Genomic DNA, 22,391 nt, shown 5'->3' with positions numbered 1-22,391 from the left:
ATGACGCGATCCGGGGCCGAGGTCCAGACCCGGACGGACTTTTCAGCATGCTATGACCACGTACGAGATCTTGAGCGACGGCGCGGGCGTCGCTGCCGTCGCGGCGGAACCGGCTGACAACCAGCTACCAGTCCACGGTGTTCTCTTCGGCGTCGACGACATCACCGAGGGCCTCTCGGGGCAGCGCACGCGCTGGCCAGCGGACGTCCTCGAGGAGATGGCCGAGGATGGCATCTTCGAGGGGAAGCCGATCACGCTGGCAGACTCACTGGATCCCGAACAACACGTCGGCGTCACGATGACCGAGGACGGCCCAGCACTGACTGGTGCCGTCTCGATGGACGAGAAGGTCGGCGAGATCACGGCCACGGCGTTCGACGAGGACGCCGGGCTCATTTTCGACGGCTTCCTGGCCGACTGGGAAGCCGAGGAGGTCGTCGAGACCGGCCTCGCTCAGATCTCTCCGGTCGTCATCCGCGAGGTCGAGCTCGTCGAAGGCGAGGAAGGGGATCCGGATGCGATCTACGAACCGGTCGAGGTTCGGGCAGCCCGAGACGTCGCCCTGGTCGCCGACGGCGGCGTCCCATCGAATGAGATCAACGTCGGCCAGTCGCCGAAGATCGAGCCCGAAGCAGCCGAAGCGCTGTCGGCTCACTACGGCGTCGACGTCGAAGCACTGACCACCGATCACCCGGGTGGCGATGACGGCCATGGCGGCGATAACGGCCAGAGCACCCCGGCCAACGACGACTCACTACTCATGGACCTAACTGACAAGGAAAAAGAGCTGGTCGCAGCGGCTCGGCAGAAGGACGACCCGACGGTCGTCGAGGCCGAGGTGCGCGATCGACTCACTGAACTCGAGGAACAGGCAGACGAACACGAAGAACTGATCGAAGAGGCGGCTGACCTCGACGAGCCCGAAGTCATGGACGCCGAAGAGGCCGAAGCGATGCGCGAGCGCGTCGCGATCGTCGAGGACATGATGGCCGAGGCGCTCACCCAGGACCTCGGTCTTCGCGAGGCCACTGTCGAGGCGATGAGCTTCGACGCGATGGCCGCAGAGTTCCAGACTGACGACGGTGACCTCGACGTCGAGGCGCTCACCCAGACACCGGAGACGGGCTCTGGCCCGACTGGCGGCTCAGGTGGCTCGAGCGGTCCGTCCGAGGAGGACATCGAGCGCATCGAGGAGATCAACACGAAGCTCTCGAACGTCGGCAACGCGCTCCCCGACGAGCGCGTCGAAGCCCTCCGCAACGAGGCGGCCGAGCTCGCCGGCGCCGACGACTACGACGGCGCCCTGGAGGTCCTCTGATGACGCTGTACTACGACGAAGAACGCGACGCGCTCGTCGAAAACCACCCCGACGAATGGACCGAGCGGGACGAGGAGGAGCGTCTGGTGTTCGATCTGTCGACACACCAGAAGCGGTCCTCTCTCCGCTCGGTTGTCGAGAGCATGAACAACGCCCACGACGAGGGAGGTGACTGATCATGGCATCTAAACCCGGACAGAACGGCGGCGACAGTACGACGACTATCGGCTACGCGGACTCGGACGGGTCGACTGCAGCCGGCGATGCGATCGCAATCGTCGGCGGCGACCTCGAGCCCGGCGACGCCGGCTCGGGTCACGAACTGCTCGGAGTCCGCGCTCGCGGACGCCGAACGGAGAACAGCGGCATCGCGCCGACCCACGTCGGCGGGCCAACGGTCGCGGCGGTCGAGGGATCCGTCAGCGCTGGCGACGACCTCGATCTCGGCGACTCGGCAAACGGCAACAGCGGTCTGCTCGTCACCTCGAGCGGCGGTCCTGCCCACGCCCTCTCAGGCGCCGGCGGCTCGTGGCGCGGACAGGACGCACCGGACGGCTACGCGTGGGTCCTGCTGTAAACGAAAATAACTCATCCTAATCACATATGTCCCAGAAAGCATCCGACATCATCAGCGACGACGACGTTCGATCGATCGTCGAGAAGATCCGCAACAAGAAGTACCAGAGTCGTACCGCATTCCGCGACTACGACGCGACCAACAACGACTCGAACTCGGTCGAGTTCCCGATCTCCGATGGGGACTTCGACGGCGACGTTGCCGAGGTTCCGCCGGGGTCCGAGTTCCCGCGAGCGACGAAGGACTACGACACGGTCCAAGTCGCCCACACGAAGTACGGCCTCGAGATCGTCATCCCCGACGAGGACGTCGAGGACAACGTTATCGACATCACGATGGATCAGGAAGAGGACCTGATCCGCGCCGAGGAGACGCGCGTCGACGGGATCGCGTACAACATCCTCTCGAACAACACCAACAGCGCCGGCCCGATCGACGCCGGGAACGCGGCCTCCGGGGTCATCGAGTACGAGGACATCACGCTCGCCCGCCAGCAGGCGTTCCAGGACGAGCTGGACCTCGGCGAGCTCCGGCTGCTCACCGGCGGCCAGAACATGAACGCCCTGCTGAACATGGACAAGTTCACGCAGGCGTCTGAACTCGGCGACTCCGTCCTCGAGATGGGGATTCTGCCCGAGGGCAACCTCGTCGGCCAGCAGGCGTTCCTCGGTGTCGCCGGCGACGTCCCGGTCTTCCTCGACAACACCGGCAACTACTCTGAGGGCGAGGCCTACCTCGTCGACCCGACCAACTTCGGCTGGGAGTCGACGCGGCGCGCGCTCAACGTCTCGAGCTACTACGACGAGTCGATCGAGAGCACCGTCTACCAGGTTGACGAACGCGTCGGCTTCGCGGCAACCCAGCCGAGCGCGAACATCGCGATCCAGACGTAACTCATGCCCTACCTCAAACACGAGTCCGGCGAGGCAGGCGAACTCCACAACTCGCAGATCCTCGGCGACGACTCGCCGCTCGAGTTCGACGAGGACGGCTACGCGTACGTCGAGGATCCGACAGTCGCCGACAAGCTGCTGGCGATGCACCGGCACATCGAATCTGGCGGCCGCGGACCCGAGGGCTCGAGCGGGGACGCCGAGTCCGGGACGCTCCCGTTCAACCCCGAGTCGAACACGATCCACGAGATCGAGGACAAACTCGAAGACGTCGACGACGAGGAGACGCTCCGAGCGCTGCGGACCCTCGAGGAGGAGCAGAAGGATCGAGACGGGGCGACGGACGCGATCGACGATCGGCTCGACGAACTGGAGGAGTAGCCCGTGACCGAAGCCGCTCCGAGTGACGTCCGCGCACTTATCGACACGTCGCTGTCCGACAGCGAGATCCAGAATTATCTGGACCGCGCCCAGGAGGACAACGAGCGGGTCAACGACACAGACACGATGGACCAGACGCAACTCCGGCGCATCGAGGAACTCCTCGCTGCGATCAAGATCCTCTCGCTTCCGAGCTCCGAGCGGTCCGCATCGGAGCAGCAGGTCGGCAACGCGCGGAAGACTTACGAGCGGGGCCGTATCGAACAGCTTCGGGCTGATCTCTCAAAGTGGGATCCCTCGGGCCAACTCGGTAGCAGTGCTGTCTGGGATAGTGACCGAAACGTGACGACGGGGAGCTAATTCATGATCGACGGCTTCGAGAACGACCGGGCGACCTTCTACAGCGAGGAACAGACCGGGACCGAAGAGGATCCGTACGGCGAGACTGAGCCGGTCTACGAGTGGGTCGCACAGTACTCTGACGTCCCGGTCCGCGCCGAGCAACAGAGTGCCTCGTACGTTCGCGAGGTCTACGGCGAGTGGCCCCAAGAAGTCTATCGGATCCTCGTCGATGCTCGAGCAGTCGGCGATGTCGTCGATGAAACCGAGACGGATGCCGACGGCAACGAGACAGTCACCGGGCGATCCTACCAGCTGGGCGTTGCAGCAGACGACCGGGTGGAGCTTGCGGGGGTAACTGGTACGTATTCGCTCCAGCCACCGAACCTGCAGCGCCTGGACTCGGTGATCCCCGAACACATCGAACTCGAGGCGGCGAAAGTAGAGGTCTGACGATGGACATCGAACTCGACTTCGAGAGCGGCTTCGCTCCCGAGGACGCGCAGGCCGAGTTGGCGAAGATGGTCGTTCTCGCCGACGAGCGTCTCGTCTCGCGAATGGAAGAGGCCGCTCAGAACATGCAAAAAGGGGCACAGCAGCGGACCCCGGTAGATACGGGGAATCTAAGGGCCTCTTGGCGAGCGGAAACGAGAACGCCCCGTTCAACGATCACAACGGAAGTCGGGAATACGGCTGACTACGCGGAATATGTCGAGAAAGGGACCAGGAAGATGGCCGCGCAACCGATGCTCCGGCCTGCGTTGGACCGTGAGCAACGCGAACTGGTCCGCGACATCGAGCAGTTGATCTATCGAGTAGCCTCCGAGGTGGGGAACTGATGACCAATATCTCCGACCTCACCATCACACTCGAGATCAAGCGGGTCTGGACCTGGCCGTCACTCGGTCGGGCACTCGTCGTTACAGCGATCAACGGCACAGAGCGGCTCATGGAGTTCGATCTATGACCTACGGGATGCACGACGCCCTTCGAGACACGATCGTCGACCTGCGCGACCACGACGATCTCGTCGCGGTCCTCGAGGACAGCAGCGCGATCGACGAGGGCTGGCCGAAGGATCCGCAGGAGGATCCAGTCGTCGTCCGGGTCCAGCCGATCACGGAGACCTCGAGCAAGCAGTCCCACAAGTTCGCGACCACCCAGCGCCAGTTTCGGCTCCAGATTAGCGTCGTCGCGACGGACGCCTGGCGGTCCGAGCAAGACGCACCGACCTACCGCATGGCCGAAATCATGTCGCACGTCGCCGACCGGATGGATGTCGCCGTCGAGGCTCCTGGACTCCTCCCGGAGGGGACAGCCTCGAGCAGCTGGGCCGAGGTCACTGGCGACCGACTCGCACTGATCCAAGACTGGCAGGTCTCCGCCTACACCCGATAGCTATGCCAACAGGACAGATCTCGCGCGGACCAACCGCGCACGTCGACGCAACGATCACCAACGCCCATCCCGACGCGGCGTTCGGTCGAGACGACACTGGCCGCGTACGCGGCCGACTCAAATTCTACGGTCCAGGTGAACGATGACTATCAAATCAGCATACGACGGCGAAGACGTCCCGATCGAGATCGCCTACACCGACGACTCAGGAGCGATCGATCCGGACGACCAAGGCAGCGACGGCACCCCCGATGCGAACATCACGATCATCGACAACAGCGACGGGACCGAAGTGGTCTCGGCGCAGTCGATGACGCACAACGACGTCGGCGTGTTCGAGTACGTCTGGGACACGTCGGCGGCGAACGGCGCCGGGACGTATCTCGTCGAGATCACTGCGGAGTTCGGCGGAGAAACGAAGATCAGCAAATCGAAGATCACTCTCAAGGAGTAACCCATGGCAGACATCACTAACAACCTCGAAGTTGAGGGAAGCGTCGTTTCAGTCGTTCACTGCGACGAAAGTGGCACCGACCCGGTCCGAACTGTACTCGGACTCTGTACCAAGGACGACCTCTCAGTCACGATCGACGAGAGCAACGAGGACTTCAACCCCGGCAGTGAGCGTCGTACCCGTCGCTTCAGGACAGACAACACGATCGACGTCGAGGTCGTATCGGCGATCGCACCAGACCTCGAGGCGCTGTCGAAGATCGGCGTGGTCGACTCGGACGGTAAGATCACGTTCGACAAGTCAGACCGGGAGGTCAACGGCGACGAGTACATCGAGATCGCGTACTTCGCCGACGAACCCGACTTCAGCACGGCCGACATCCCAGCCGATTCGGAACTCCTGCATCGCTTCGCTGACTGTGAGCTCACGAGCCCCGAGGTTGACCCGTCGTCGACGCCGCCGACCGCGTCGTGGACGTGGTGGGTCGAGGGCGACGCCTGGATCGACTACGTTCCGAGCGCCTAACTGACGAGCCATGACCAGCACAGTAGCTAACGCTGACGCCGCGAACGCGGCGCTCGACTCGATGCAGGAACAAGAACGCGAGGAGCAACGTGAAGCAGCCGAACTCTATGGGAAGGCACAGGAACTCTTCGACGCACGTGCCCGGGACACGTTCGTGGTCGAACGGCACGGCGTCGAGATCGAGTTCCTCTACCCGGATCCGGAGACCCGTCAGGAGTTCGAGGATCGGCAGGAGAAGCTGATCAAGGACGCGCAGGACGGCGCGAACCTCTTCGAACTCCTCCAGGAAGCACAGGTCGGTCTCGAGCGCATGGAGGAGACGCTCTCCGATCATGCCGTTGATCCTTCGCTGCAGGACCCTGACGTCTGGCGGGAGACGCTCGGATTCACTGACGACGAAATAGGTGAGCTCTACCAGGATTTTATGAATCTTGGTCGGGGCGACGGTCACCAGAATCAGCTGAAGATGTTGCAGAGTCTCCTCTCGGACAGTTCTTAGACTGGCTGAACCGTGAGCAACGCTTCCGGCCAGAGGAGTTCTTCCAGATGGACGGCGCGAAGCAGACCTTCTGGATCCGCCGTTACCTGATCCACCAAGATCAGCAGGAGAGGATCGCCGACCAGTTCCAGTTCTGAGCAGAGCTACCAGTACTGGCCGACGCTGTTTTTGGACCGTTTGCGATCGCGAAGTGATTTCTAACAATGCCAACCATATCAACACTGACTGCCGTCCTTGAGCTCGATAAGGACGGCTTCGAATCGGGGTTAAAAGGCGCACAGGACGACCTCGACGGCCTCGCTGGCAGAGCCCAGCGTACTGGTGAGCGGCTGACGTCCGTCGGTAAGTCGATGACAGCCGGGATCACGGCACCGCTCGTTGCGATGGGCGCGTTATCTGCTCGGGCAGCGGCGAACTTCGACCAGGCTATGCAGCGCTCGATCGCCGTCATGGGCGACGTCGACGAGGCGATGCGCAAGCGGCTCGAGGAGCGGGCCCGCGAGGTCGCGAACACGACGACCCATAGTGCAGAGCAGGCTGCACAGTCGTACTACTATCTCGCTAGTGCCGGCCTCGACGCGCAACAGGCCATCGAGGCGATGCCGCAGGTCGCTGCGTTCGCAGAAGCCGGTAACCTCCAGATGGCCGAAGCGACAGACGTCGCGACGAACGTCATGTCGGCGTTCAACTACGAAGCCTCCGAGATGAGCGAGGTGACTGACACACTCACTGCCACTGTGTCGAACCACAACCAGACGATGCAGGACATGAGTACGGCGATGTCGAAGGTCGCGCCAATCGCCTCGTCGCTCGGCATCTCGATCGAGGAGGCGTCCGCTGCGATCGGGCAGATGGGTGACGTCGGTATCCAGGGCGAACGCGCCGGAACAGCGCTGCGGAACGTCCTCTCGCAGATCTCCGACGAGAGCTCGCCAGTCACCAAGCGGCTGCAGGAGATGGGCGTCCAGACGCGAGACGCGCAGGGCAATGTCCTATCGCTCGCTCAGATCCTCGAGAACATGGAGAAGGCTGGTGTCGAGGCCTCCGACGCCGCACGTATCTTCGGCACCGAAGCAGGTCCAGCCATGGCGGCGCTGATCTCGGAAGGGTCTGGCGCTCTCGAGCAGAATGCACAACGACTCCGCGAAGCCGAAGGGGCTACTGAAGACATGGCCCAGACGCAACGGGACACCCTGAATGCCGAGCTTCAAATCACCCGATCGAACCTGGAAGACGTCGGTATCACGCTCGGCTCCCAACTGCTCCCGATGCTGTCAACCGCGACTGGTCACATCAAGGGCGCGGCACAACAGTTTCAGAACTTGAACGAAGATCAGCAGCGGGCGATCCTTGTCGCTGGTGGGTTAGCCGCCTCGCTTGGCCCGATCCTCGTGATGGCTGGGCTGCTCGCTCAGTCGATCGTCGCCCTCTCCGGGGCATACGGTGTCCTCACTACTGCAAAAGCCAGCCTGGCCGCAGTCAACTACGGAGCAGTGATCCCCTCGCTGACAGCAGTCAACGGTCTCCTATCCCCGATCCTCCTCCCGATCTATGCACTGATTGCGGCTTCCGGTGCGCTCGCCGCAGCATGGGCTGCTGACTGGGGGAACATCCGTCAGTGGACGGAGGAGGGCGCCGGCGTGATCGGGAAAATCATCGAGTGGTTGATCCAGCAGATCAACAAGCTGCCCAAAGTCAAAATCGAGACCGAAGACATCGAAGGGAAGCTCCGCGACATGGTCAACAACGCAGAGGACGCGACCGACGACGCAAAACAGGCTCTTAACGAGCACATCTCCGACCCGTTCGGCCTACAAGGTTCTAGCGAGAGCGGAATGCAGCCCGATATACTGGACGACCAGAACGGAATGCCGTCTCCAGAGGAAGTCGGCCTCAACAAAGATGCGTTCGGGGAACAGGGCAAGCAGGCTGGCCAGGAGTTCGGCCAGTCCTTCGGCCAGAGTGCCTCGTCCAGCATCGTCGAATCACTCTCCGTCGACGATATCCAGAGTCGCCTCGAGAAGCAACTCGCCGAAGCCGAAAAACAGCGGGCAGAGGCGACCGGCGAGGAGTACATGCGAGCGCGTGAAGAGGTCCAGAAACTGCAGGATCAGTTAGAGCAGGTCCGGAGCGCTGACACGCTCGCCGACGTCGACCAAGATGTCGCAGCCGATGTCGCCGAATCGAAACTCACCCAGAAGAAGGAAGAGGCGAAGGCGATCCAAGGGATCTACGCCGAACTCGAGAACCGCGATCTCGACGTTGAGGGCAACGTCGATCCCAGCAAGTTCGACGAGATCTCGGTCGATTCGGAATCGCAGATCAAGCGGCTGATGGCTAACAGTAGCACCAGCGGAGACAGCACCGACACCAAGACGAAGAAGGACCGAACCGAGAAACTCCTCGAGCAGATCGCGACCCGGATCGACCAGCTGCCCCAAGAGATCAACGGAACGCGGCTCAGGCTGGAGGCCAGCAACAGCGAGCGAGCACTGCGCGATCTGATCCGTGAGGTCGTCGACGAAGTCATCGTGGAGGGATCGCGCACATGATCCTGGGCCCGATCGAAGTCCCCGATGACTGCGTCGAAGTGCGACCGGTCAACGGCGGCCTCAACCTCGCGACTGAAGAGCCACTCGAGGATATCGGCCGCGCAGATCCCGCCTCGAGTTCGCCCCAGTCGGTCGACGTCCAGATCTACCTCGAGGGCAACGACGTCTCCTGGCGGGCCGCCGAGATCGACACGCTGCTGAACACGCCGACGTTCGCGCCGGTCGCGGTCGCCGGGACGGGGCCGGTCGGCATCGACGGCTACTACGTCGCCTCAAACACGACACGGACACCTCGGCTAAACCTCTCGACGACCGACAAACTGAGCGACGATGACACGGAAGATCTCTCGCTCAGCCTCGAGTGGAGCGGCTCGATCGGCTCACATCTCCGCGCGCTCGAAACCAACCCGAATCAAAATATCGACCACGAGTACGGCAACGATACTTCAGCCACGGTTGCACTGCCGAGCGCTGCCCGAAACGTTCAGTGGCGTCTCAACGGCTCCCGCTCACTTGCTGCACCAACTGCCACGAAGCAGACGGCGTACGGTGACGTCGAGCTCTACAACCTCGAGGATTCCGGATACACGCTCGGCGACGCGGAGACGCCGACGCTGCTCTTCGAACTCGACAAGCAGCAGGACGCAGCAGGTGAGGTGCGCGTGTTCGATACTCGCAGCTTCGATACGCGAGAAGTCGACGGCGAGCGCGTCTGGCAGCGTATCTTTTCACGTGGCCACGAGGCCGCCGGCGAGGTCGTGATGGATAACGGTCTGATCCGCCTGCGCCTCGACGAGGCCGCGGGTACCCTCGAGGCCGAGGAGTGGGACTCCTCGAGCGGCTCTTGGACGACGGTCGGCCTCGAGGCCGATCAGCCGTCGACGGTCTCGCTGTTCGACGTCGATCTCACGTCGGTCGCGATGGTTCGCGACCAGGCGCAGCTGACGTTCGACGTCGACGGCTCGTTGTTCGCGCTGAACGCGATCGTCCATGCCGGCTGGGATACGGTGCAGTTCTCCATTCCGGCCGGCGAGACGGGTCCCGTACCCGCTGATCTCGAGTCGTGGCTCGAGCCGATCGCGTCGACGTCGGTCGTAGATCCGAACGCGAGTAAGACGCTCATCAGCCGCAACGAGGTGCGACGATAGATGGCATGGACTGAATCCTTCGACGAGCATGGAGACGGAGTCGTTCCGAGCGATTGGAGCGTCAACCGCGATAACAGCAATGGCGAGTGTCAGACCGACACCGCTCGATCATACGACGGCTCTACGTCGTTCAAGATCGAAAACACGAATACCGGGTCGCCGTCCCACGTCCACGCCTATACCAGCGCCTACTCCCCCAGCGGGGACCACCGCATCACCTTCCACGCCTACGTCGGGTCGAAAAACAACTCCGGCGTCGACTCCATCGAGTTTAAGAACACAGCATCAGCACCGAACGGCGCGGAGTTCTCGTGGAACATCGATCTGGTACAGGACGGGTCGAATATCCACGCCGTGGACGGCGACGGCTCGGGGAACGGGGTACAGGTCCCGATCGCGAGCTGCCCGACGGATACGTGGATCGAGATCACGGTCGAGGTCCATTACTCGCGCAACGAGTACTACGTCGAGTACAACGGAACGACCTACGGGCCGTTCCACTTCATGTACAACGGCTCGGCGTCTCACTTCGACCACTTCGAGAGCCGGGTCGACAACTACACCGCGTGGTTCGACGCCATCTCAGTCTCGAATACGACGGAGCACAAGAAGACGCTCTACGAGGACTGGGAGGACGGCGACATGTCCGGCTGGACCGTCAACGGCGACACCACGAACGACGGCTCGAGGGCGTATGAGGGATCGCGCTCGGTCTACGACTACGACTACCCGTCGGGCAACTCGTACCGACAGGCGGTTCGGTCGTTCGATGCGGGGAACCCCTTCGGGCTGACGTTCTACTACAACGAGGTCGACAACTCGAACGGCGGCTGCCTCGCGATCTACAACAGTAACGGCAATCTCGAGGTCGCTGCCGGGACGAATAACCCGCAATTCAGCTATAACAACGGGTCCGAAAGCGACTCTGCAACATCACTTGGCTCCGAGGCCAATTACGACGAGTGGGTGCGCTGCACGTTCATGTTCGACTGGAGCGCCGGCAAGGTCTCGATCGCGTGGCTCGGGCTGTCGTCGGGCTCGGGGGGCAGCGTCAATGTCAGTCTCAATCACGGCGTCGACATCGCCGAGGTCGCCATTGGCGCGTGGTCTTCGGACCACTTCATGGACATGTGGTTCGACTACATCGTCTACCACGGCGGGATCTCCGCGCCTGAACCCCCACGCAACCCCGCTCTTTCAGTCGTCGCTGACGATCAGATCGACTTTACGTGGGACGAGCCGTCGGACTGGAACGGCGAGCGGGGGAGCTACACGATCGAAATGGACCGGGACGGGACCGGGTGGAGCGATCCAGCGGGCGGACCATCGACCCCGGGTGCATCGACGACCTCGGCAACGTACACGCCATCGTCCGACGCGGCGTACGAACGGCAGGTTGGTATTGACTCGTCGTTCGTCTTTCGGATTCGCGCAGAGAATTCGGTCGGCAGTTCATCGTGGGTGTCGACGGGAACGGCCTACACCACGCCCATCCCGCCCCACAATCCGAGTGTCTCGAGGCCGGACGGGGATACGATCGAGTTCTCATGGTCCCACCAAAGCGACATCGCCGTCCACTACGACATCCGGTATCGCGAGGACACCGGCAACGGATGGAGCAACTGGTCGTATTTCGCGGGGAGCAGCGAGGGGACAACCGAAAGCGGATATACTGCAACGGTTTCTGACGACCCGATCCAGCGGGATGCTCGGTACCAGTTCCGCATCCAAACAGTCGCGCATGGGAAGAAGTCGAAGTTCGTGTATGCCGACTACGGGAACGAAAACAACGTCTTCTTCGAGGACGACTTCGAGTCCGGCGATCTGAGCGCGTGGGACTCCTCGAATCTCGCGGGCGACACCGGGGTCATCTCCGGCAGCGGCCCCGGGGACTTGACGATTGGCGGGGGCGACGAGGGGTCGTACTACTTCTACGGCGAAGGGGTCGACAGCGATCAAGGGACGTGGATTCAGAAGAACCTCGGCGACCTCTCCGGTAATTCCAATGTCCACGTCCGCTGCGTCTTTGCGACGGCATCCCTCGACGACGATGCCGAAAACTTCGGCATCTCGTGGTACGATGGCTCGTCGTGGCAGCCGGTACGGCACTACCACTGGGAGTACAATCAACAGGGATGGTACGAAGTTCACGTCCCGATCGATGGGTCGCTCCTGTCGACGGACAACCGCATCCGGATCGGGACGACGACGGGCACCGGGATGTACGGCGGCGATTACTTTGCCGTCGATCGCGTCGTCGTCAGCGACATCGTCGACGAGTACACGACGCCGGCTGAACCTTCAGGCATCAAACTCGATACGTCCGCTGAAGACGAAATTACTGCTGGATGGACGAATAACGCGACGTTCTGGAAGCAATACGACACCGAATACCGAAAGAGTAGCAGCTCGTCGTGGACGCACCACGACGACGTATCTAGCACCTCGACGACGATCACCGGTCTCGCTGACGGCGAAGAATACGATGTTCGAACCCGAGCGTTCCTTGAGCAGCACCGGCACGGGTCGTATCAACGCATCTTCGCCTCGAGCTACATCTCGGCTACTGCTGTCGCGAAATTTCCCGAAACAACCGGACTCACCGTCGACGCGATCAACCCCACGACTGCAGATCTGTCGTGGACGGATAACGTCGACAACGAAAACGGACATCGGGTCATCACTGCCCGGCACGAAACCGAGACTGAAAGCTGGGAGGACGGACTCACCGGCTGGACCGTCAACGACCTTTCACAGGTTACGGATCGCGTCCACAGCGGGTCCTACGCCGCCTACAGCAGCAGTGTCGTCAGCGGATCACCGCAGGCGTCGTGGACCGTCCACTCCGGCGGCGAGCAGGTCGACTTCGTGAGCTACTGGTGGAACGAGACGAGCAACAGTTGGGGCGGCGGCATCCGACTGAAGAACTCGAACGGGAACTACGAAATAGGCGTCGCGAGCGACAACCCCCAGTGGGAAATCGATGACGCAAATGGCGCGTCGGGACGCTTCAGTCCCGTGGATCAGTATGACGCTGCAGGCGTCGATTACTACGATCACTGGGTCTGGACCGGGATTCTCTTCGACTGGGCCAATAGCGAAGCTACAGTCGCCTTCTGGTCGCCCTCTGGCAGCGTCCATTACGTCGAGACGGTCCCGCTCAAGAACGGGACCGACGTGGAGACCGTCGAACTGTGGAGCTACAGCGGCGGGATATGGGGCGACAGCGATGCCAAACACGAGATGTGGTGGGACGACATCTGGATCGGCACCGACAACTCCGGGCTGCTCTCCGCAGGAACCACCAGCTACACCGCTGACAGCCTGCTGAACGGCGAGAAGTACCGAACGAAAGTCATCTCGGAAACCGACCACGCAATGGTGGAGGATCGATAATGCCAGCGACGTTCACTACCGATCTGCCCGATGCGGCGGGGATGACGCTCGACGCAACGGTCCAGAGCGAGATCACCGCGAACTGGGACGATACGATCAACTACGGCGAGTATCGCATCGAGTGGAAGGAGGAGGACCCCGACACCACGACCTCGTACTCCGACTCCAACTCCGCCGTCGTCGGGCACGACACCCTCGCGTACACCATCACGGGGCTGCTCGACGGGGAGAAGTACAGCGTCCGGCTGCGGACGCAGACTGAGCACAAGACCGGTAACTGGCTCGAGGCCGCGGATATCACCAAGCTCGTCGCGGCCGATCAGCCAACAATCTCGAGCACGTCGACGACATCGGTCTCGATCAGTTGGTCACTAAACTCAACGTTCGAAGGCTCCCAGCAGATCTACCGGAAGCGGACTGACTACTCATATCCCGATGGCGACCCTGGGCGACTCGTCGGTACCGTCTCGGCGTCGGCGACATCGTTCACCGACGATACCGTTCAACCTGACCGGGAGTACTTCTACATGGTCAGGGCCCTCACGCAGTGGGTTCACGCCGACAGTCCGGCACAGACAGCCACGACGACATCAATCGGCCTCGAGGACCGGGCCGTGCCGTCGCGTGGCCCACACATCGAGGTTGATCAGCCCGATCGCGACGCGCCGCTGACTCCAGACCTGCTTGATATCACTCGCAACCCGACGGCCAACGGCTACCCGACCGTCGAACTCTCGGTTCCATTCAGGCGGCGCTGGCACGACGACGCATTGAACGATGCTCCGATGCGCGTCTGGTACGATGGCGATCGAGAGCCGGTCGACCGCCTCGAGCATCGATCGCTCAAGAAAGGAAAGAGCTCGAAACAGACGTCGCTCACGGGGAAGGGAGGGACAGAACTCGAGACGCAAGTGACCGAAGATGTCGACGTCGAGAAGACTCATGTATTCGTCGAGCGGCTGATCAACGACTATACGAGCTATACGGCCAACGTCGATACGCCGCAGACCGAGACTGGGGAGAAGCGCCGGATCCAAGAGGCCGATTCCACCGTCGAGCTTGAGCAAGCACTCACCGATGCTGTCCTTGAGCAGATCCGGACCGACGAGACGCTGCCGCTCGAGATCGTCAATGGGGAGATCGTCCCGCTACAGACCTGCCAGATCATAGAGCTATCCAGTGAGCACAGTGACGGATCGTACACGGGAGGCTCCGCCGGCGAAGCGAACTTCAGCCTCAACTTCGACTTCGGCTACTCCATTCCGGACGGCGAGGTCGGGATCGCCCTGCGCGAGGGAATCCTCGGCAGCGATGTGCCGGACATTGATTTCGATTTCAACGGCGCAAACCTCGCGACCATTAGCATGACTTCGACCAGCTCCCCCGGCTGGTTCGATCTCAGCTACGCATACAGTGGCAGCTTCAGTTCCGGCAGTTTAGTCGCCCAAGAGGCGACGCAGGGGAGCAATCCATACATTGTCGACCTTGCAGTCGTCTACGATCAGCGGTATCACGATTCCAGCAACTTCGACAACTCAGTCCACGAGTCAGGCGGGCATCTTGACAGTCCATGGGAGTACCCCAACTCGCCGATTCGGATCGAGCTCGAACCGATCACGACGCCACTTGCGATCAGCGAGGTCTTCCTCGAGGTTACTACGAACGACGCGAACGGCGTCGCCGAGCTCTCGATCGGAATCGATGGGACGACCGACTACGACACGGTCACGAACGCAACGAGCCACTCACTCGTGTACAACGAACTGAACACGACTGCCCGAACTCGCGTCGGCCTCGGCGCACGGACTGATCTCGATCCACAGGCGTCGACGCCCCGATATGGTTACCAGCCCCAGACGCTCGATTACGTCGCGATCGACGCGATCCTCGACGATACGCCGGTCATCACGAACCGATCGTTCGACGAGCCGCTGATCGAAGTCTTGCGCGAGTGTGCTGACATCGGTAACTTCGTTTTTGAGGTCCAGCAACAGGGCGACGAGACCTCGATCGAGTGGACGCAACTCAAGCAGCGCGCGACGAACGACAGCCCCGATCTCACGAAGTACAAAAACGACAAGCAAACCGAGGACGTCGTCGACCACGCCATCGTGTACGGTGGCGCGCAGAGGGTGACCAGACAGTCGGTGACCGTCTCGGTCGGCTCGTGGGTTGATCTCCCGTTCCCCGACTCGAGGCTCGTCGACGGTAAAACAACGGTCTACAGCGGCGACACAGAGTTCAAAGAGGGGGAAGACTACGAGATCCAGCGGGTGGCGGAAGACGGCCAGCCCAAGATCAAGGCGCTATCGGGCGGCTCGATCTCGGACGGCCAGACGATCAGCGTCGACGCCGACGTCAAGCCCCGCGGCGAGTACATCGCCGGCGACGTCGTCGAAGACGACGTTGAACCGGAGATCGAGGACATCCCCGGTCTTGCGTCGAAGCAGATGTGCGATCAGGTCGCTCTCTTCTTGGTCGAAGAAACTGGCGACGCGGTCTCTGACGTGAGTTTCGAGATTCCTCGAGACTCGGTCGAATGGTCGGTGATCAACGCGATCGATCTGGACGAACTGCCTGGAGACGGCCCATACCAGATTAAGGACATCAGCCACGAGCCTGATCGGATCACGGGAACTCTCGGCATCGGACAGTCGGCTGGGGATCTCGTCCAGGAGATCAGCACTCGAGTCGGACGCAACTCCGAGCGGGTGTGACTACGCCATAGTCTCCCTGATCTGGTCGATGTATTCCTCTTCCGTGAGCTCGTCGTCCATGAACTGCTGCGCCCAGTCAGGCTCGATCTGGAAGTACATGACCGTCTCATCTCCTTCGTAGCCGTAGCCGGTGAGCGAGAGTTCCAGTCCGTTGTTCACGTTCCCCGCGTACGCGCCGGCGATGATCCGTAGCACGCGATCGTGACTACCCACTGGCGTGAAGTGAAGGTGGAGCGTTCCGTCCTTGATCGTCCAGTTGTCAACGGTCACCGGAGCCTCGCCGTCGACTGCTTCGACTGTTTCCTCCGCGTAGACTTCGTTCTGGTTCTCAGACGTCCCGCTCGAGCAGCCGGCCAGAATCGTCGAGAAAGTAGCGCTGGTCCCGATCAGTAACTGCCGCCGGTTCATACCACTCCGATTGAACGTTTTGATGATAAGAGTATCGCCTGTTTTCTGATCTTCATTTGCCGACCTCGAGCGCGTCGACAGCTTCCTGCGGTTCGACGTCATGCTCGAGCAATCGGTCGGCGGCCAGCTGCCACGCTCTTCGCGAGAGTTCGGGATCAGCCTGTTCGTAGTGGACTGAGAACTCGGTCAGTGCAATAGCGATGAGGAGATCATCCTGGCGGCGATAGCCGTAACCATTGTTCACCCTACTCTTTGGCTAGTGATTTCTTTAGGAGTGAATACAAATACAGTCCCAACTTCTCGGTTTTTGTTTGTTACTTCTAAGATAGATTCTCTTTTGGAAATCATATCATTGTGGTCCGTTGTCGCAACTGTTCCGGTACCACCATTTTCTGACCAAACTGCCGCGTTAGCAAGCACACGAACATCGCTATCATTATAAATTATATTTCTCAGATATCCCTTGATTTGTGGAGGGAGTTCTGACGGAACCACATTATCAATAATCGAATCAGAACTCTCAAATAGTAATTCTTCTGCTCGAGAGACGCGTCGAACTCGTTCTTTTATTCGCTTTAGTATGACTGCATCGTCATCCATTCCAATCAATTCTTCAATTAGCGAAGTCAGCTTTTGCCTATCATTTCTACTTAAACGTCCCTGGGGTATGCTATATTCAGAGAGCCTGCCAGTGGCGGCAAATTCAAGGATATCTCGATAAACCGACTCGCGTCGCGTAACTAAGTTGGAGACTTCACGCCTAACTGTTTCACTGGTCACAAATCTTGTTTTACTATCTAACAGGAGCTTTGAGGAGTCCTTAGCTCGATCTAAAGTGTAATCTAAAAGAACAGAACTATCAACAAAGATAGCAGTTGTGTCTGGTTGATGAGATTGTAAAAAAGACTCATCGACCATTTCTACTTCCCCCCATTCGGAATAGTTCATCTATATTCTGATCAATTTCATCGTCGCGATCCGGATATTGTGATACATCTGGTAGTAGACCCGATTTCTCACATTCCTCTCGGAATCCGCTGACACTATTAGAGAATTCTCGCGAGGCTTTTTCTGCTTGTTTATTTGCACGATCAAGTGCTGTACGCATATTCGGGCCTGAGACTGTCTCCGTAGACACTGACGCCGCAATACCTGGCCAAACTGTTTCTCTATAAAATGATATAACCGAAATGAGTCCAGACTTCATATCTTGGTCGTATGATTCATAATCTGAACCCTCAAGCGTCAGAAATACATCTTCTATTGTATTGCTGAACTCTATAAAATCATCAACATTGATATCTTGGCTGGGTAAATCAGCCAATTCGAGTTGCATGCGTGCCGTTATCAGCGATATATCATCATACATTTCAACATTTTCTTCTTCAGACACCACTCTTTTCTTTGCCTGCCGAAGTTTTTCCCGCAGGTTTACGTTCTCTAGATAGAGATCTCTATATGTTGCTGGGGCATATTCTTGGTAAAATTGCTCAAGAAAAGCCAAATCTGCACGATCTGGATGATTCCACCATGTTTCTAACGAAAAGTCGTCCAGATCATTTGTATAGAAGGATACTACCTCCTCATATGAATGGCGAGTGACTATGGGATCGTAGTGATCTGGTAGTGATAGACCTGGAAAATCCCTCGCCATAGCCTCGTGAGTTGGCGGGGAATCGAACATATTCACCCCGTATAGAAACCAACTGTGTGAAACTGGAATGTCCTCCCCATATAATTCAGACACTGCCAGCCACAGGTACTTTTGACGACGGACACGTGTTCCATCATCCCAGTCCAGACCCAACTCCGAGACTGCGTGTTTAAGACAGGTCTCTAGCCACTCTAAAAACTCTTTTTCGGTCTCAAACTGACTCATGGGTCTGGAATTCGTCTATGGCCGTATCTTGGCTCCCAGACATTTAAATCAATAGTGTTTTTGCAGACTTGAGAACCATAAGAACGAATGCTGAGTGATGGAGTTAATCCTCGAGCAGTTCGTCCCGCGCCCGCTTGAGCTTCTGGAACCGTCTACTCGAGCCGCCTGTATCGGGGTGGCCCTCGAGGTCTTTTACCTGCGCGCGGAACGCGGCCTTCACGATCTCGTCGGGAGCGTCCGGCGCGACGTCCAGGACCTCGTGCGGATCCTCGTCGAGGACGTCATCACTCTGCACCGGGGGCGCCGCGATCGCCTCCCCGTCTGCGGGTGGGAGTCGAGCAGTTGCGAACTCTGACTGGCCCGTCGTTACGGGTCGATTCTCCATTTTCCGCTTCTCCTTGAGGTAGAGGCCAACGGCACGGACGTTGTCACGGAGCCGCGAGTAGCGGTCGCACGCGACCGCGTAGTCGTTGCCATCCATCGTCCAGCGGAGGACGAATCCAGGATCGTCGGGGTTCGCCCGCGAGTAGGGGCGCTTGTCCTTCTTCCGTTGGCGGGCATCGAACGAGTAGCGGAACTCCTCGACGTCGAGTCGGTCGAGTTGGGTCTCGAGATCCGAGAAGGCCTTCGAGAGCGTGACGTCGAAGTTGTTATTCGGCGATCGGTCGTCCGGGTCCGTTCGGCCGAAGTCGGCAGGCCAGTCGAGACGGGAGCCGCCATCAGTGGTTGCGCTACTCATCGGTACCTCCGTCTTCGAGCTCATCTCGCGCTCGCTCGAGAGCTTCTTCGACCCGGTCGCGATCGCCCCGCTCGAGCGCCGCTTCGAGATCATCGAGTGCGTGCGTCATCCGCTCGCGGTTGACTGTCTCCACCCGCCCACCGTCGGGATTTGCGTCGTCGCAAACAACATCGCGGAGGTTCTCGAGCAGATCTGGCCGGTGTTCTTCCAGGACTTCGATATCCGTCGGGAGTTCCTTGTTGATACGCGAGCGGACGCGTGATACGGACTGCATCCGCTGGTTGTCCGTGGCGTCGCCTTCGCCCGAGATGTACTCTCGGTCGGTATCCGTCATGATCGCGCGATAACGACCCATTCGTGGTTGCTGTTTTTGCGCCATTGCAAATGAGTGTACTGTCTCACCTCACTAATAATTTGCGTGGGTGCATACGTTTGCGTCCATGCAAAATACTTAATATGCATTAGTGCATAGTAGTGACTGAGCACGGGAGTTCGGCTGAGGAAATGGCCGACGGGTGCGCCAACACCCTCGACCGTGCTGGAGACCCAGCGTATGAGCGTACAACACCCAACGGATGAAACCGTTTCGACCGACGACCAGGCACAGATCGACGACACCGTCCTCGAGCGACGCAGCTGGAACTACGCGTACATCGGTGAGGACGTCAAAGGACGTCACCACCACCTCGACCGCAAGCGCGACCGCGTCGTCGTCACGAAGGCGCGTGCTGACCGCGACGATGACGGCGCCGTGCCGGTCTTCTCGCTCGAGGGGCCGATCCTCCACGTTGAAGGCGTCGCCGACCACGAGCAGGCCGACGACACGACGGACGGCGTTGCGATCTGGATCCAGTTTATCGACGAGGAAGTCGGCTGGGCGGACCGTCCGGTCTCGGCCGCTGACAAGGTCCAGGACGCGCTCGACGAGGTGTTCTAAGATGCACCTGCAAGGAGGCTCACGGCGGACGCCGATCGCCACACGGAACGATATCGTCCAGGAGCAGCAGCGATCAGAGCACACCTACCGCGTCCTCGAGGCGTCGGCTCACCACGTCGTTCTCGAGCACGAGCGAACGGGGCTGACCGACGAGTTCGGCCGGACCGAGTTCAAGACGCTGTTCGAGGGGGTGTGCTGACGATGGCCGCGCGTAGTCCGCAGGGCGGTCGGGTCGACGAGTGGCCGTCCGAGCGCATCCAGCACGAGCTCGAGAAGCGTCGCGAGGCCGAGGCGGTCGCCGGCCCCGAGCCGGCGGTTCGTGCGGACGGCAGCGGAGAGGAGAATACGCACGTACAGCGCGTTAACCAGCAACTGCGGATGGCGGAAGACGACGACACCATGACTGACGAGACCGACATCAAGCCCGGCGACGTAGCGCTCGACTTAGCACAGGGACGTCCCGTTCACGTCCTCGAAGACACCGAACAGACCGCTCTCGAATGGACCAACGAGTACGGCTACGACCTCCTCGAGAACTACGGGAATGCACGGTTCAACGCGAGTGCCGACGATCGTGTCTTCGACGTCGTCTACTGCTCGAGCGTCAAGTCCGAGCCGAACAAGACGTACGCGTTCCCCGAGTCCCGGTTGATGCGGATCGAGACCGAGAAGGCCGACGGCGGCCGGCAGGTCTTCGACCGAATCGTGGCCACGGTCCTCGAGGAACTGTTCCTCCGGGCTGCAGAGGACGATGAGCAAGCGGCTGACGTCCTCGAGCAGTATGCGAAAGACGCGTCCTCGAAACTCGATTCGGATATCCCGATCGGCGCAGTCCATGAGGCGCGCGAACTTGCCGAAGCCGCGCGGCTTACTGGAGGTGACGAGTGATGTCCTCAGCTGAAGCTGCCGACGACGATGTCGCCGGCGCCCTCGAGGGCGAGGGCGTCGACGAGACGGTGCTACCGCGATCGTTCCTCGTCGAGGGGAGTGGTCCGGTCACCGTCGTTCGCGATCAGGGCGACGTCGTCGAGCGCACCGAGGGCGAGATCTCGATCTCGCGTCGACTCGAGACGCTCGAGGGCTTCGCGACGTTCTGGTACTTCCGCGACCTGCGGAACTGGAAGCGCAACGCGATTCGCGAGGTCCTCAAGGAGCAGGAGGATGACAGCCTTCGCTACGCGATCTCTGATGAGCAACTCAAGGAGTGGGATGTCCAGGTCGACGGCCGAGCGGAGGCGTTCATCGGTGTCGCCGAGACGATCGTCGACGGCGAGGTCAGCGACGACTTCGACGAACCGGACCAACGATTCCTCGGCTACGTCGATAATGTCGGCAACCGCGATGTCGACGAGATGACGCTCGATTTCGCGAAGGATCTCAAGCTGTCCGACCTTTGGGGGCCTGGTGTGCGGCTCGCCGAGCTGGTCGTTCGTCATGCCAACCGCGAAGATCTCGAAGGATACACCGAGGCCCTACTCGACGAGCTTGAGGACGATGACTGACCGGGGCTTCGGCGTCCGCTGGCGCGGCGTCGACGGCGGCTCGGAAGTTCGCCTTCGAGCCCTGTGCCGACGGCGGCCACATGCGGATCGAGTACGAGCGAGTCGCCGACGAGTGGCGACATGTCGGGCGCGAACCGGTCGAAGACGTGGCGCTCGAGTGCGCTGACGGCGTTGCGATCAGCGAGTAGTTGGAGCCTCCTCCGGTTACTCTTTCTTCAGAGAAGAATTTCCAGTAGGCATTCAAGGAACATCTTTCATTCCTTAACGTTACGACCAAGCCGCCATTCCAACTATTATACCAATAATCATTGTGATGCCACCAAAGGCCATTAGACCAATTCCATATAATTCTCGATGGCGCTGATATATTTTATATCCGCAAAATATCGAGATCGCGCCGAAGACAGGTGGGAAGAAGAGGGTCGCAAGTATTCCAGTAACGATACTCACGATTGAGTAACCAGTTGCGCCCATTGTCGAGAGCTTCTCTGGTTCAGACGATTCACTCAGTGTATTTTCATTTCTCACACCACATTCCGGGCAAATCTCAGCCTTCTTTTTTATAATTTCCCCGCAGCTTGAACAATACTGCTCATCTGTTGCTGGTGTTTGTGTCGTCGCTTCTGCTGACATAACACCTCATATAGATGGAAAGGAGGAATAACTTCTGGTTCGCTGAAAATTATGTTGATGCAGATTATCGAACGCTGTTTCGAAATACGCCCATTA

28 protein-coding genes are annotated in these 22,391 nt (G+C 60.0%); 21 read left to right on the top strand and 7 right to left on the bottom strand.

Annotated elements, in window-relative coordinates; all coding sequences use genetic code 11:
* Positions 1–52: 52 nt before the first annotated feature.
* The 17 genes from ACYQ26_RS14805 (at position 53) to ACYQ26_RS14725 (ending at position 16,197) form a co-directional block, all read left to right on the top strand.
* A complete protein-coding gene (locus ACYQ26_RS14805) occupies positions 53–1,318 on the top strand; it encodes a hypothetical protein (protein ID WP_459809667.1) in 1,266 nt (421 codons plus the stop codon).
* Complete coding sequence (locus ACYQ26_RS14800) at positions 1,318–1,494, top strand: hypothetical protein (protein ID WP_459809666.1); 177 nt, start codon at positions 1,318–1,320, stop codon at positions 1,492–1,494. Before ACYQ26_RS14805 ends, ACYQ26_RS14800 begins: the two co-directional genes overlap by 1 nt.
* Positions 1,495–1,496: 2 nt before the next feature.
* The gene (locus ACYQ26_RS14795; protein WP_459809665.1) at positions 1,497–1,895 is read left to right on the top strand and encodes a hypothetical protein; all 399 of its coding nucleotides are present in this window, start codon (positions 1,497–1,499) and stop codon (positions 1,893–1,895) included.
* Between the two features lie 26 nt (positions 1,896–1,921).
* The gene (locus tag ACYQ26_RS14790) at positions 1,922–2,788 is read left to right on the top strand and encodes a phage major capsid protein (RefSeq protein ID WP_459809664.1); all 867 of its coding nucleotides are present in this window, start codon (positions 1,922–1,924) and stop codon (positions 2,786–2,788) included.
* A gap of 3 nt (positions 2,789–2,791) precedes the next feature.
* Positions 2,792–3,169, top strand: a complete 378-nt coding sequence (locus ACYQ26_RS14785) for a hypothetical protein (RefSeq protein ID WP_459809663.1) — start codon at positions 2,792–2,794, stop codon at positions 3,167–3,169.
* A 3-nt stretch (positions 3,170–3,172) separates the two neighbouring features.
* Entirely contained in the window at positions 3,173–3,529 is a 357-nt protein-coding gene (locus ACYQ26_RS14780) for a hypothetical protein (protein ID WP_459809662.1), read from the top strand.
* A gap of 3 nt (positions 3,530–3,532) precedes the next feature.
* Entirely contained in the window at positions 3,533–3,961 is a 429-nt protein-coding gene (locus tag ACYQ26_RS14775) for a hypothetical protein (RefSeq protein WP_459809661.1), read from the top strand.
* 2 nt (positions 3,962–3,963) lie between these two features.
* A complete protein-coding gene (locus tag ACYQ26_RS14770) occupies positions 3,964–4,347 on the top strand; it encodes an HK97-gp10 family putative phage morphogenesis protein (RefSeq protein WP_459809660.1) in 384 nt (127 codons plus the stop codon).
* A complete protein-coding gene (locus tag ACYQ26_RS14765) occupies positions 4,347–4,475 on the top strand; it encodes a hypothetical protein (RefSeq protein ID WP_459809659.1) in 129 nt (42 codons plus the stop codon). Before ACYQ26_RS14770 ends, ACYQ26_RS14765 begins: the two co-directional genes overlap by 1 nt.
* Positions 4,472–4,906 carry a hypothetical protein gene (locus tag ACYQ26_RS14760; RefSeq protein ID WP_459809658.1) on the top strand — a complete coding sequence of 145 codons (435 nt, stop codon included), beginning with the start codon at positions 4,472–4,474 and terminating at the stop codon, positions 4,904–4,906. Before ACYQ26_RS14765 ends, ACYQ26_RS14760 begins: the two co-directional genes overlap by 4 nt.
* Before the next feature lie 142 nt (positions 4,907–5,048).
* On the top strand, positions 5,049–5,360 hold the full coding sequence (locus ACYQ26_RS14755) for a hypothetical protein (RefSeq protein WP_459809657.1): 312 nt from the start codon (positions 5,049–5,051) through the stop codon (positions 5,358–5,360).
* Between the two features lie 3 nt (positions 5,361–5,363).
* The gene (locus ACYQ26_RS14750; RefSeq protein ID WP_459809656.1) at positions 5,364–5,885 is read left to right on the top strand and encodes a hypothetical protein; all 522 of its coding nucleotides are present in this window, start codon (positions 5,364–5,366) and stop codon (positions 5,883–5,885) included.
* Positions 5,886–5,895: 10 nt separating this feature from the next.
* A complete protein-coding gene (locus ACYQ26_RS14745; protein ID WP_459809655.1) occupies positions 5,896–6,384 on the top strand; it encodes a hypothetical protein in 489 nt (162 codons plus the stop codon).
* Positions 6,385–6,587: 203 nt separating this feature from the next.
* On the top strand, positions 6,588–8,936 hold the full coding sequence (locus tag ACYQ26_RS14740) for a phage tail tape measure protein (RefSeq protein ID WP_459809654.1): 2,349 nt from the start codon (positions 6,588–6,590) through the stop codon (positions 8,934–8,936).
* Complete coding sequence (locus ACYQ26_RS14735) at positions 8,933–10,084, top strand: hypothetical protein (protein WP_459809653.1); 1,152 nt, start codon at positions 8,933–8,935, stop codon at positions 10,082–10,084. The genes ACYQ26_RS14740 and ACYQ26_RS14735 overlap by 4 nt, the downstream gene beginning before the upstream one ends.
* On the top strand, positions 10,085–13,480 hold the full coding sequence (locus ACYQ26_RS14730; protein ID WP_459809652.1) for a fibronectin type III domain-containing protein: 3,396 nt from the start codon (positions 10,085–10,087) through the stop codon (positions 13,478–13,480).
* Positions 13,481–13,521: 41 nt separating this feature from the next.
* Complete coding sequence (locus ACYQ26_RS14725) at positions 13,522–16,197, top strand: fibronectin type III domain-containing protein (protein ID WP_459809651.1); 2,676 nt, start codon at positions 13,522–13,524, stop codon at positions 16,195–16,197.
* Here the strand turns inward: ACYQ26_RS14725 and ACYQ26_RS14720 are convergent, their stop codons facing one another.
* From ACYQ26_RS14720 to ACYQ26_RS14695, 6 genes are all read right to left on the bottom strand, one after another.
* Positions 16,198–16,605 (bottom strand): DUF8159 domain-containing protein, encoded by a 408-nt coding sequence (locus tag ACYQ26_RS14720; protein WP_459809650.1) that lies wholly within the window; start codon positions 16,603–16,605, stop codon positions 16,198–16,200.
* Between the two features lie 52 nt (positions 16,606–16,657).
* A complete protein-coding gene (locus tag ACYQ26_RS14715) occupies positions 16,658–16,849 on the bottom strand; it encodes a hypothetical protein (RefSeq protein ID WP_459809649.1) in 192 nt (63 codons plus the stop codon).
* A complete protein-coding gene (locus tag ACYQ26_RS14710; protein WP_459809648.1) occupies positions 16,846–17,553 on the bottom strand; it encodes a DUF8169 family protein in 708 nt (235 codons plus the stop codon). Before ACYQ26_RS14710 ends, ACYQ26_RS14715 begins: the two co-directional genes overlap by 4 nt.
* On the bottom strand, positions 17,513–18,484 hold the full coding sequence (locus ACYQ26_RS14705; protein WP_459809647.1) for a DUF8098 family protein: 972 nt from the start codon (positions 18,482–18,484) through the stop codon (positions 17,513–17,515). The genes ACYQ26_RS14710 and ACYQ26_RS14705 overlap by 41 nt, the downstream gene beginning before the upstream one ends.
* Before the next feature lie 103 nt (positions 18,485–18,587).
* Positions 18,588–19,223 (bottom strand): J domain-containing protein, encoded by a 636-nt coding sequence (locus ACYQ26_RS14700; RefSeq protein WP_459809646.1) that lies wholly within the window; start codon positions 19,221–19,223, stop codon positions 18,588–18,590.
* Entirely contained in the window at positions 19,216–19,557 is a 342-nt protein-coding gene (locus tag ACYQ26_RS14695) for a hypothetical protein (RefSeq protein ID WP_459809645.1), read from the bottom strand. The genes ACYQ26_RS14700 and ACYQ26_RS14695 overlap by 8 nt, the downstream gene beginning before the upstream one ends.
* Before the next feature lie 219 nt (positions 19,558–19,776).
* Between ACYQ26_RS14695 and ACYQ26_RS14690 the strand changes: the two genes are divergently transcribed.
* The 4 genes from ACYQ26_RS14690 to ACYQ26_RS14675 are packed head-to-tail and all read left to right on the top strand — an operon-like array spanning position 19,777 to position 21,662.
* The gene (locus ACYQ26_RS14690) at positions 19,777–20,160 is read left to right on the top strand and encodes a hypothetical protein (RefSeq protein WP_459809644.1); all 384 of its coding nucleotides are present in this window, start codon (positions 19,777–19,779) and stop codon (positions 20,158–20,160) included.
* 1 nt (position 20,161) lies between these two features.
* A complete protein-coding gene (locus tag ACYQ26_RS14685; RefSeq protein WP_459809643.1) occupies positions 20,162–20,359 on the top strand; it encodes a hypothetical protein in 198 nt (65 codons plus the stop codon).
* Positions 20,360–20,361: 2 nt separating this feature from the next.
* Entirely contained in the window at positions 20,362–21,048 is a 687-nt protein-coding gene (locus tag ACYQ26_RS14680) for a hypothetical protein (RefSeq protein WP_459809642.1), read from the top strand.
* Positions 21,048–21,662: a hypothetical protein gene (locus ACYQ26_RS14675; RefSeq protein ID WP_459809641.1), complete on the top strand. Its 615-nt coding sequence runs from the start codon at positions 21,048–21,050 to the stop codon at positions 21,660–21,662. The genes ACYQ26_RS14680 and ACYQ26_RS14675 overlap by 1 nt, the downstream gene beginning before the upstream one ends.
* Before the next feature lie 267 nt (positions 21,663–21,929).
* Here the strand turns inward: ACYQ26_RS14675 and ACYQ26_RS14670 are convergent, their stop codons facing one another.
* Positions 21,930–22,295, bottom strand: a complete 366-nt coding sequence (locus tag ACYQ26_RS14670; RefSeq protein ID WP_459809640.1) for a zinc ribbon domain-containing protein — start codon at positions 22,293–22,295, stop codon at positions 21,930–21,932.
* Positions 22,296–22,391 lie beyond the last annotated feature (96 nt).

The sequence above is a fragment of the Halopiger thermotolerans genome, assembly GCF_054654555.1.
This window is presented reverse-complemented; position numbering and strand designations above follow the sequence as displayed.

What these genes read in the sequence shown, in the direction of transcription:
- ACYQ26_RS14805 (WP_459809667.1), top strand. Translation starts at nt 53, where the DNA reads ATGACCACGTACGAGATCTTGAGCGACGGCGCGGGCGTCGCTGCCGTC.
- ACYQ26_RS14800 (WP_459809666.1), top strand. Translation starts at nt 1,318, where the DNA reads ATGACGCTGTACTACGACGAAGAACGCGACGCGCTCGTCGAAAACCAC.
- ACYQ26_RS14795 (WP_459809665.1), top strand. Translation starts at nt 1,497, where the DNA reads ATGGCATCTAAACCCGGACAGAACGGCGGCGACAGTACGACGACTATC.
- ACYQ26_RS14790 (WP_459809664.1), top strand. Translation starts at nt 1,922, where the DNA reads ATGTCCCAGAAAGCATCCGACATCATCAGCGACGACGACGTTCGATCG.
- ACYQ26_RS14785 (WP_459809663.1), top strand. Translation starts at nt 2,792, where the DNA reads ATGCCCTACCTCAAACACGAGTCCGGCGAGGCAGGCGAACTCCACAAC.
- ACYQ26_RS14775 (WP_459809661.1), top strand. Translation starts at nt 3,533, where the DNA reads ATGATCGACGGCTTCGAGAACGACCGGGCGACCTTCTACAGCGAGGAA.
- ACYQ26_RS14770 (WP_459809660.1), top strand. Translation starts at nt 3,964, where the DNA reads ATGGACATCGAACTCGACTTCGAGAGCGGCTTCGCTCCCGAGGACGCG.
- ACYQ26_RS14765 (WP_459809659.1), top strand. Translation starts at nt 4,347, where the DNA reads ATGACCAATATCTCCGACCTCACCATCACACTCGAGATCAAGCGGGTC.
- ACYQ26_RS14760 (WP_459809658.1), top strand. Translation starts at nt 4,472, where the DNA reads ATGACCTACGGGATGCACGACGCCCTTCGAGACACGATCGTCGACCTG.
- ACYQ26_RS14755 (WP_459809657.1), top strand. Translation starts at nt 5,049, where the DNA reads ATGACTATCAAATCAGCATACGACGGCGAAGACGTCCCGATCGAGATC.
- ACYQ26_RS14750 (WP_459809656.1), top strand. Translation starts at nt 5,364, where the DNA reads ATGGCAGACATCACTAACAACCTCGAAGTTGAGGGAAGCGTCGTTTCA.
- ACYQ26_RS14745 (WP_459809655.1), top strand. Translation starts at nt 5,896, where the DNA reads ATGACCAGCACAGTAGCTAACGCTGACGCCGCGAACGCGGCGCTCGAC.
- ACYQ26_RS14740 (WP_459809654.1), top strand. Translation starts at nt 6,588, where the DNA reads ATGCCAACCATATCAACACTGACTGCCGTCCTTGAGCTCGATAAGGAC.
- ACYQ26_RS14735 (WP_459809653.1), top strand. Translation starts at nt 8,933, where the DNA reads ATGATCCTGGGCCCGATCGAAGTCCCCGATGACTGCGTCGAAGTGCGA.
- ACYQ26_RS14730 (WP_459809652.1), top strand. Translation starts at nt 10,085, where the DNA reads ATGGCATGGACTGAATCCTTCGACGAGCATGGAGACGGAGTCGTTCCG.
- ACYQ26_RS14725 (WP_459809651.1), top strand. Translation starts at nt 13,522, where the DNA reads ATGACGCTCGACGCAACGGTCCAGAGCGAGATCACCGCGAACTGGGAC.
- ACYQ26_RS14720 (WP_459809650.1), bottom strand. Translation starts at nt 16,605, where the DNA reads ATGAACCGGCGGCAGTTACTGATCGGGACCAGCGCTACTTTCTCGACG.
- ACYQ26_RS14710 (WP_459809648.1), bottom strand. Translation starts at nt 17,553, where the DNA reads ATGAACTATTCCGAATGGGGGGAAGTAGAAATGGTCGATGAGTCTTTT.
- ACYQ26_RS14705 (WP_459809647.1), bottom strand. Translation starts at nt 18,484, where the DNA reads ATGAGTCAGTTTGAGACCGAAAAAGAGTTTTTAGAGTGGCTAGAGACC.
- ACYQ26_RS14700 (WP_459809646.1), bottom strand. Translation starts at nt 19,223, where the DNA reads ATGAGTAGCGCAACCACTGATGGCGGCTCCCGTCTCGACTGGCCTGCC.
- ACYQ26_RS14695 (WP_459809645.1), bottom strand. Translation starts at nt 19,557, where the DNA reads ATGACGGATACCGACCGAGAGTACATCTCGGGCGAAGGCGACGCCACG.
- ACYQ26_RS14690 (WP_459809644.1), top strand. Translation starts at nt 19,777, where the DNA reads ATGAGCGTACAACACCCAACGGATGAAACCGTTTCGACCGACGACCAG.
- ACYQ26_RS14685 (WP_459809643.1), top strand. Translation starts at nt 20,162, where the DNA reads ATGCACCTGCAAGGAGGCTCACGGCGGACGCCGATCGCCACACGGAAC.
- ACYQ26_RS14680 (WP_459809642.1), top strand. Translation starts at nt 20,362, where the DNA reads ATGGCCGCGCGTAGTCCGCAGGGCGGTCGGGTCGACGAGTGGCCGTCC.
- ACYQ26_RS14675 (WP_459809641.1), top strand. Translation starts at nt 21,048, where the DNA reads ATGTCCTCAGCTGAAGCTGCCGACGACGATGTCGCCGGCGCCCTCGAG.
- ACYQ26_RS14670 (WP_459809640.1), bottom strand. Translation starts at nt 22,295, where the DNA reads ATGTCAGCAGAAGCGACGACACAAACACCAGCAACAGATGAGCAGTAT.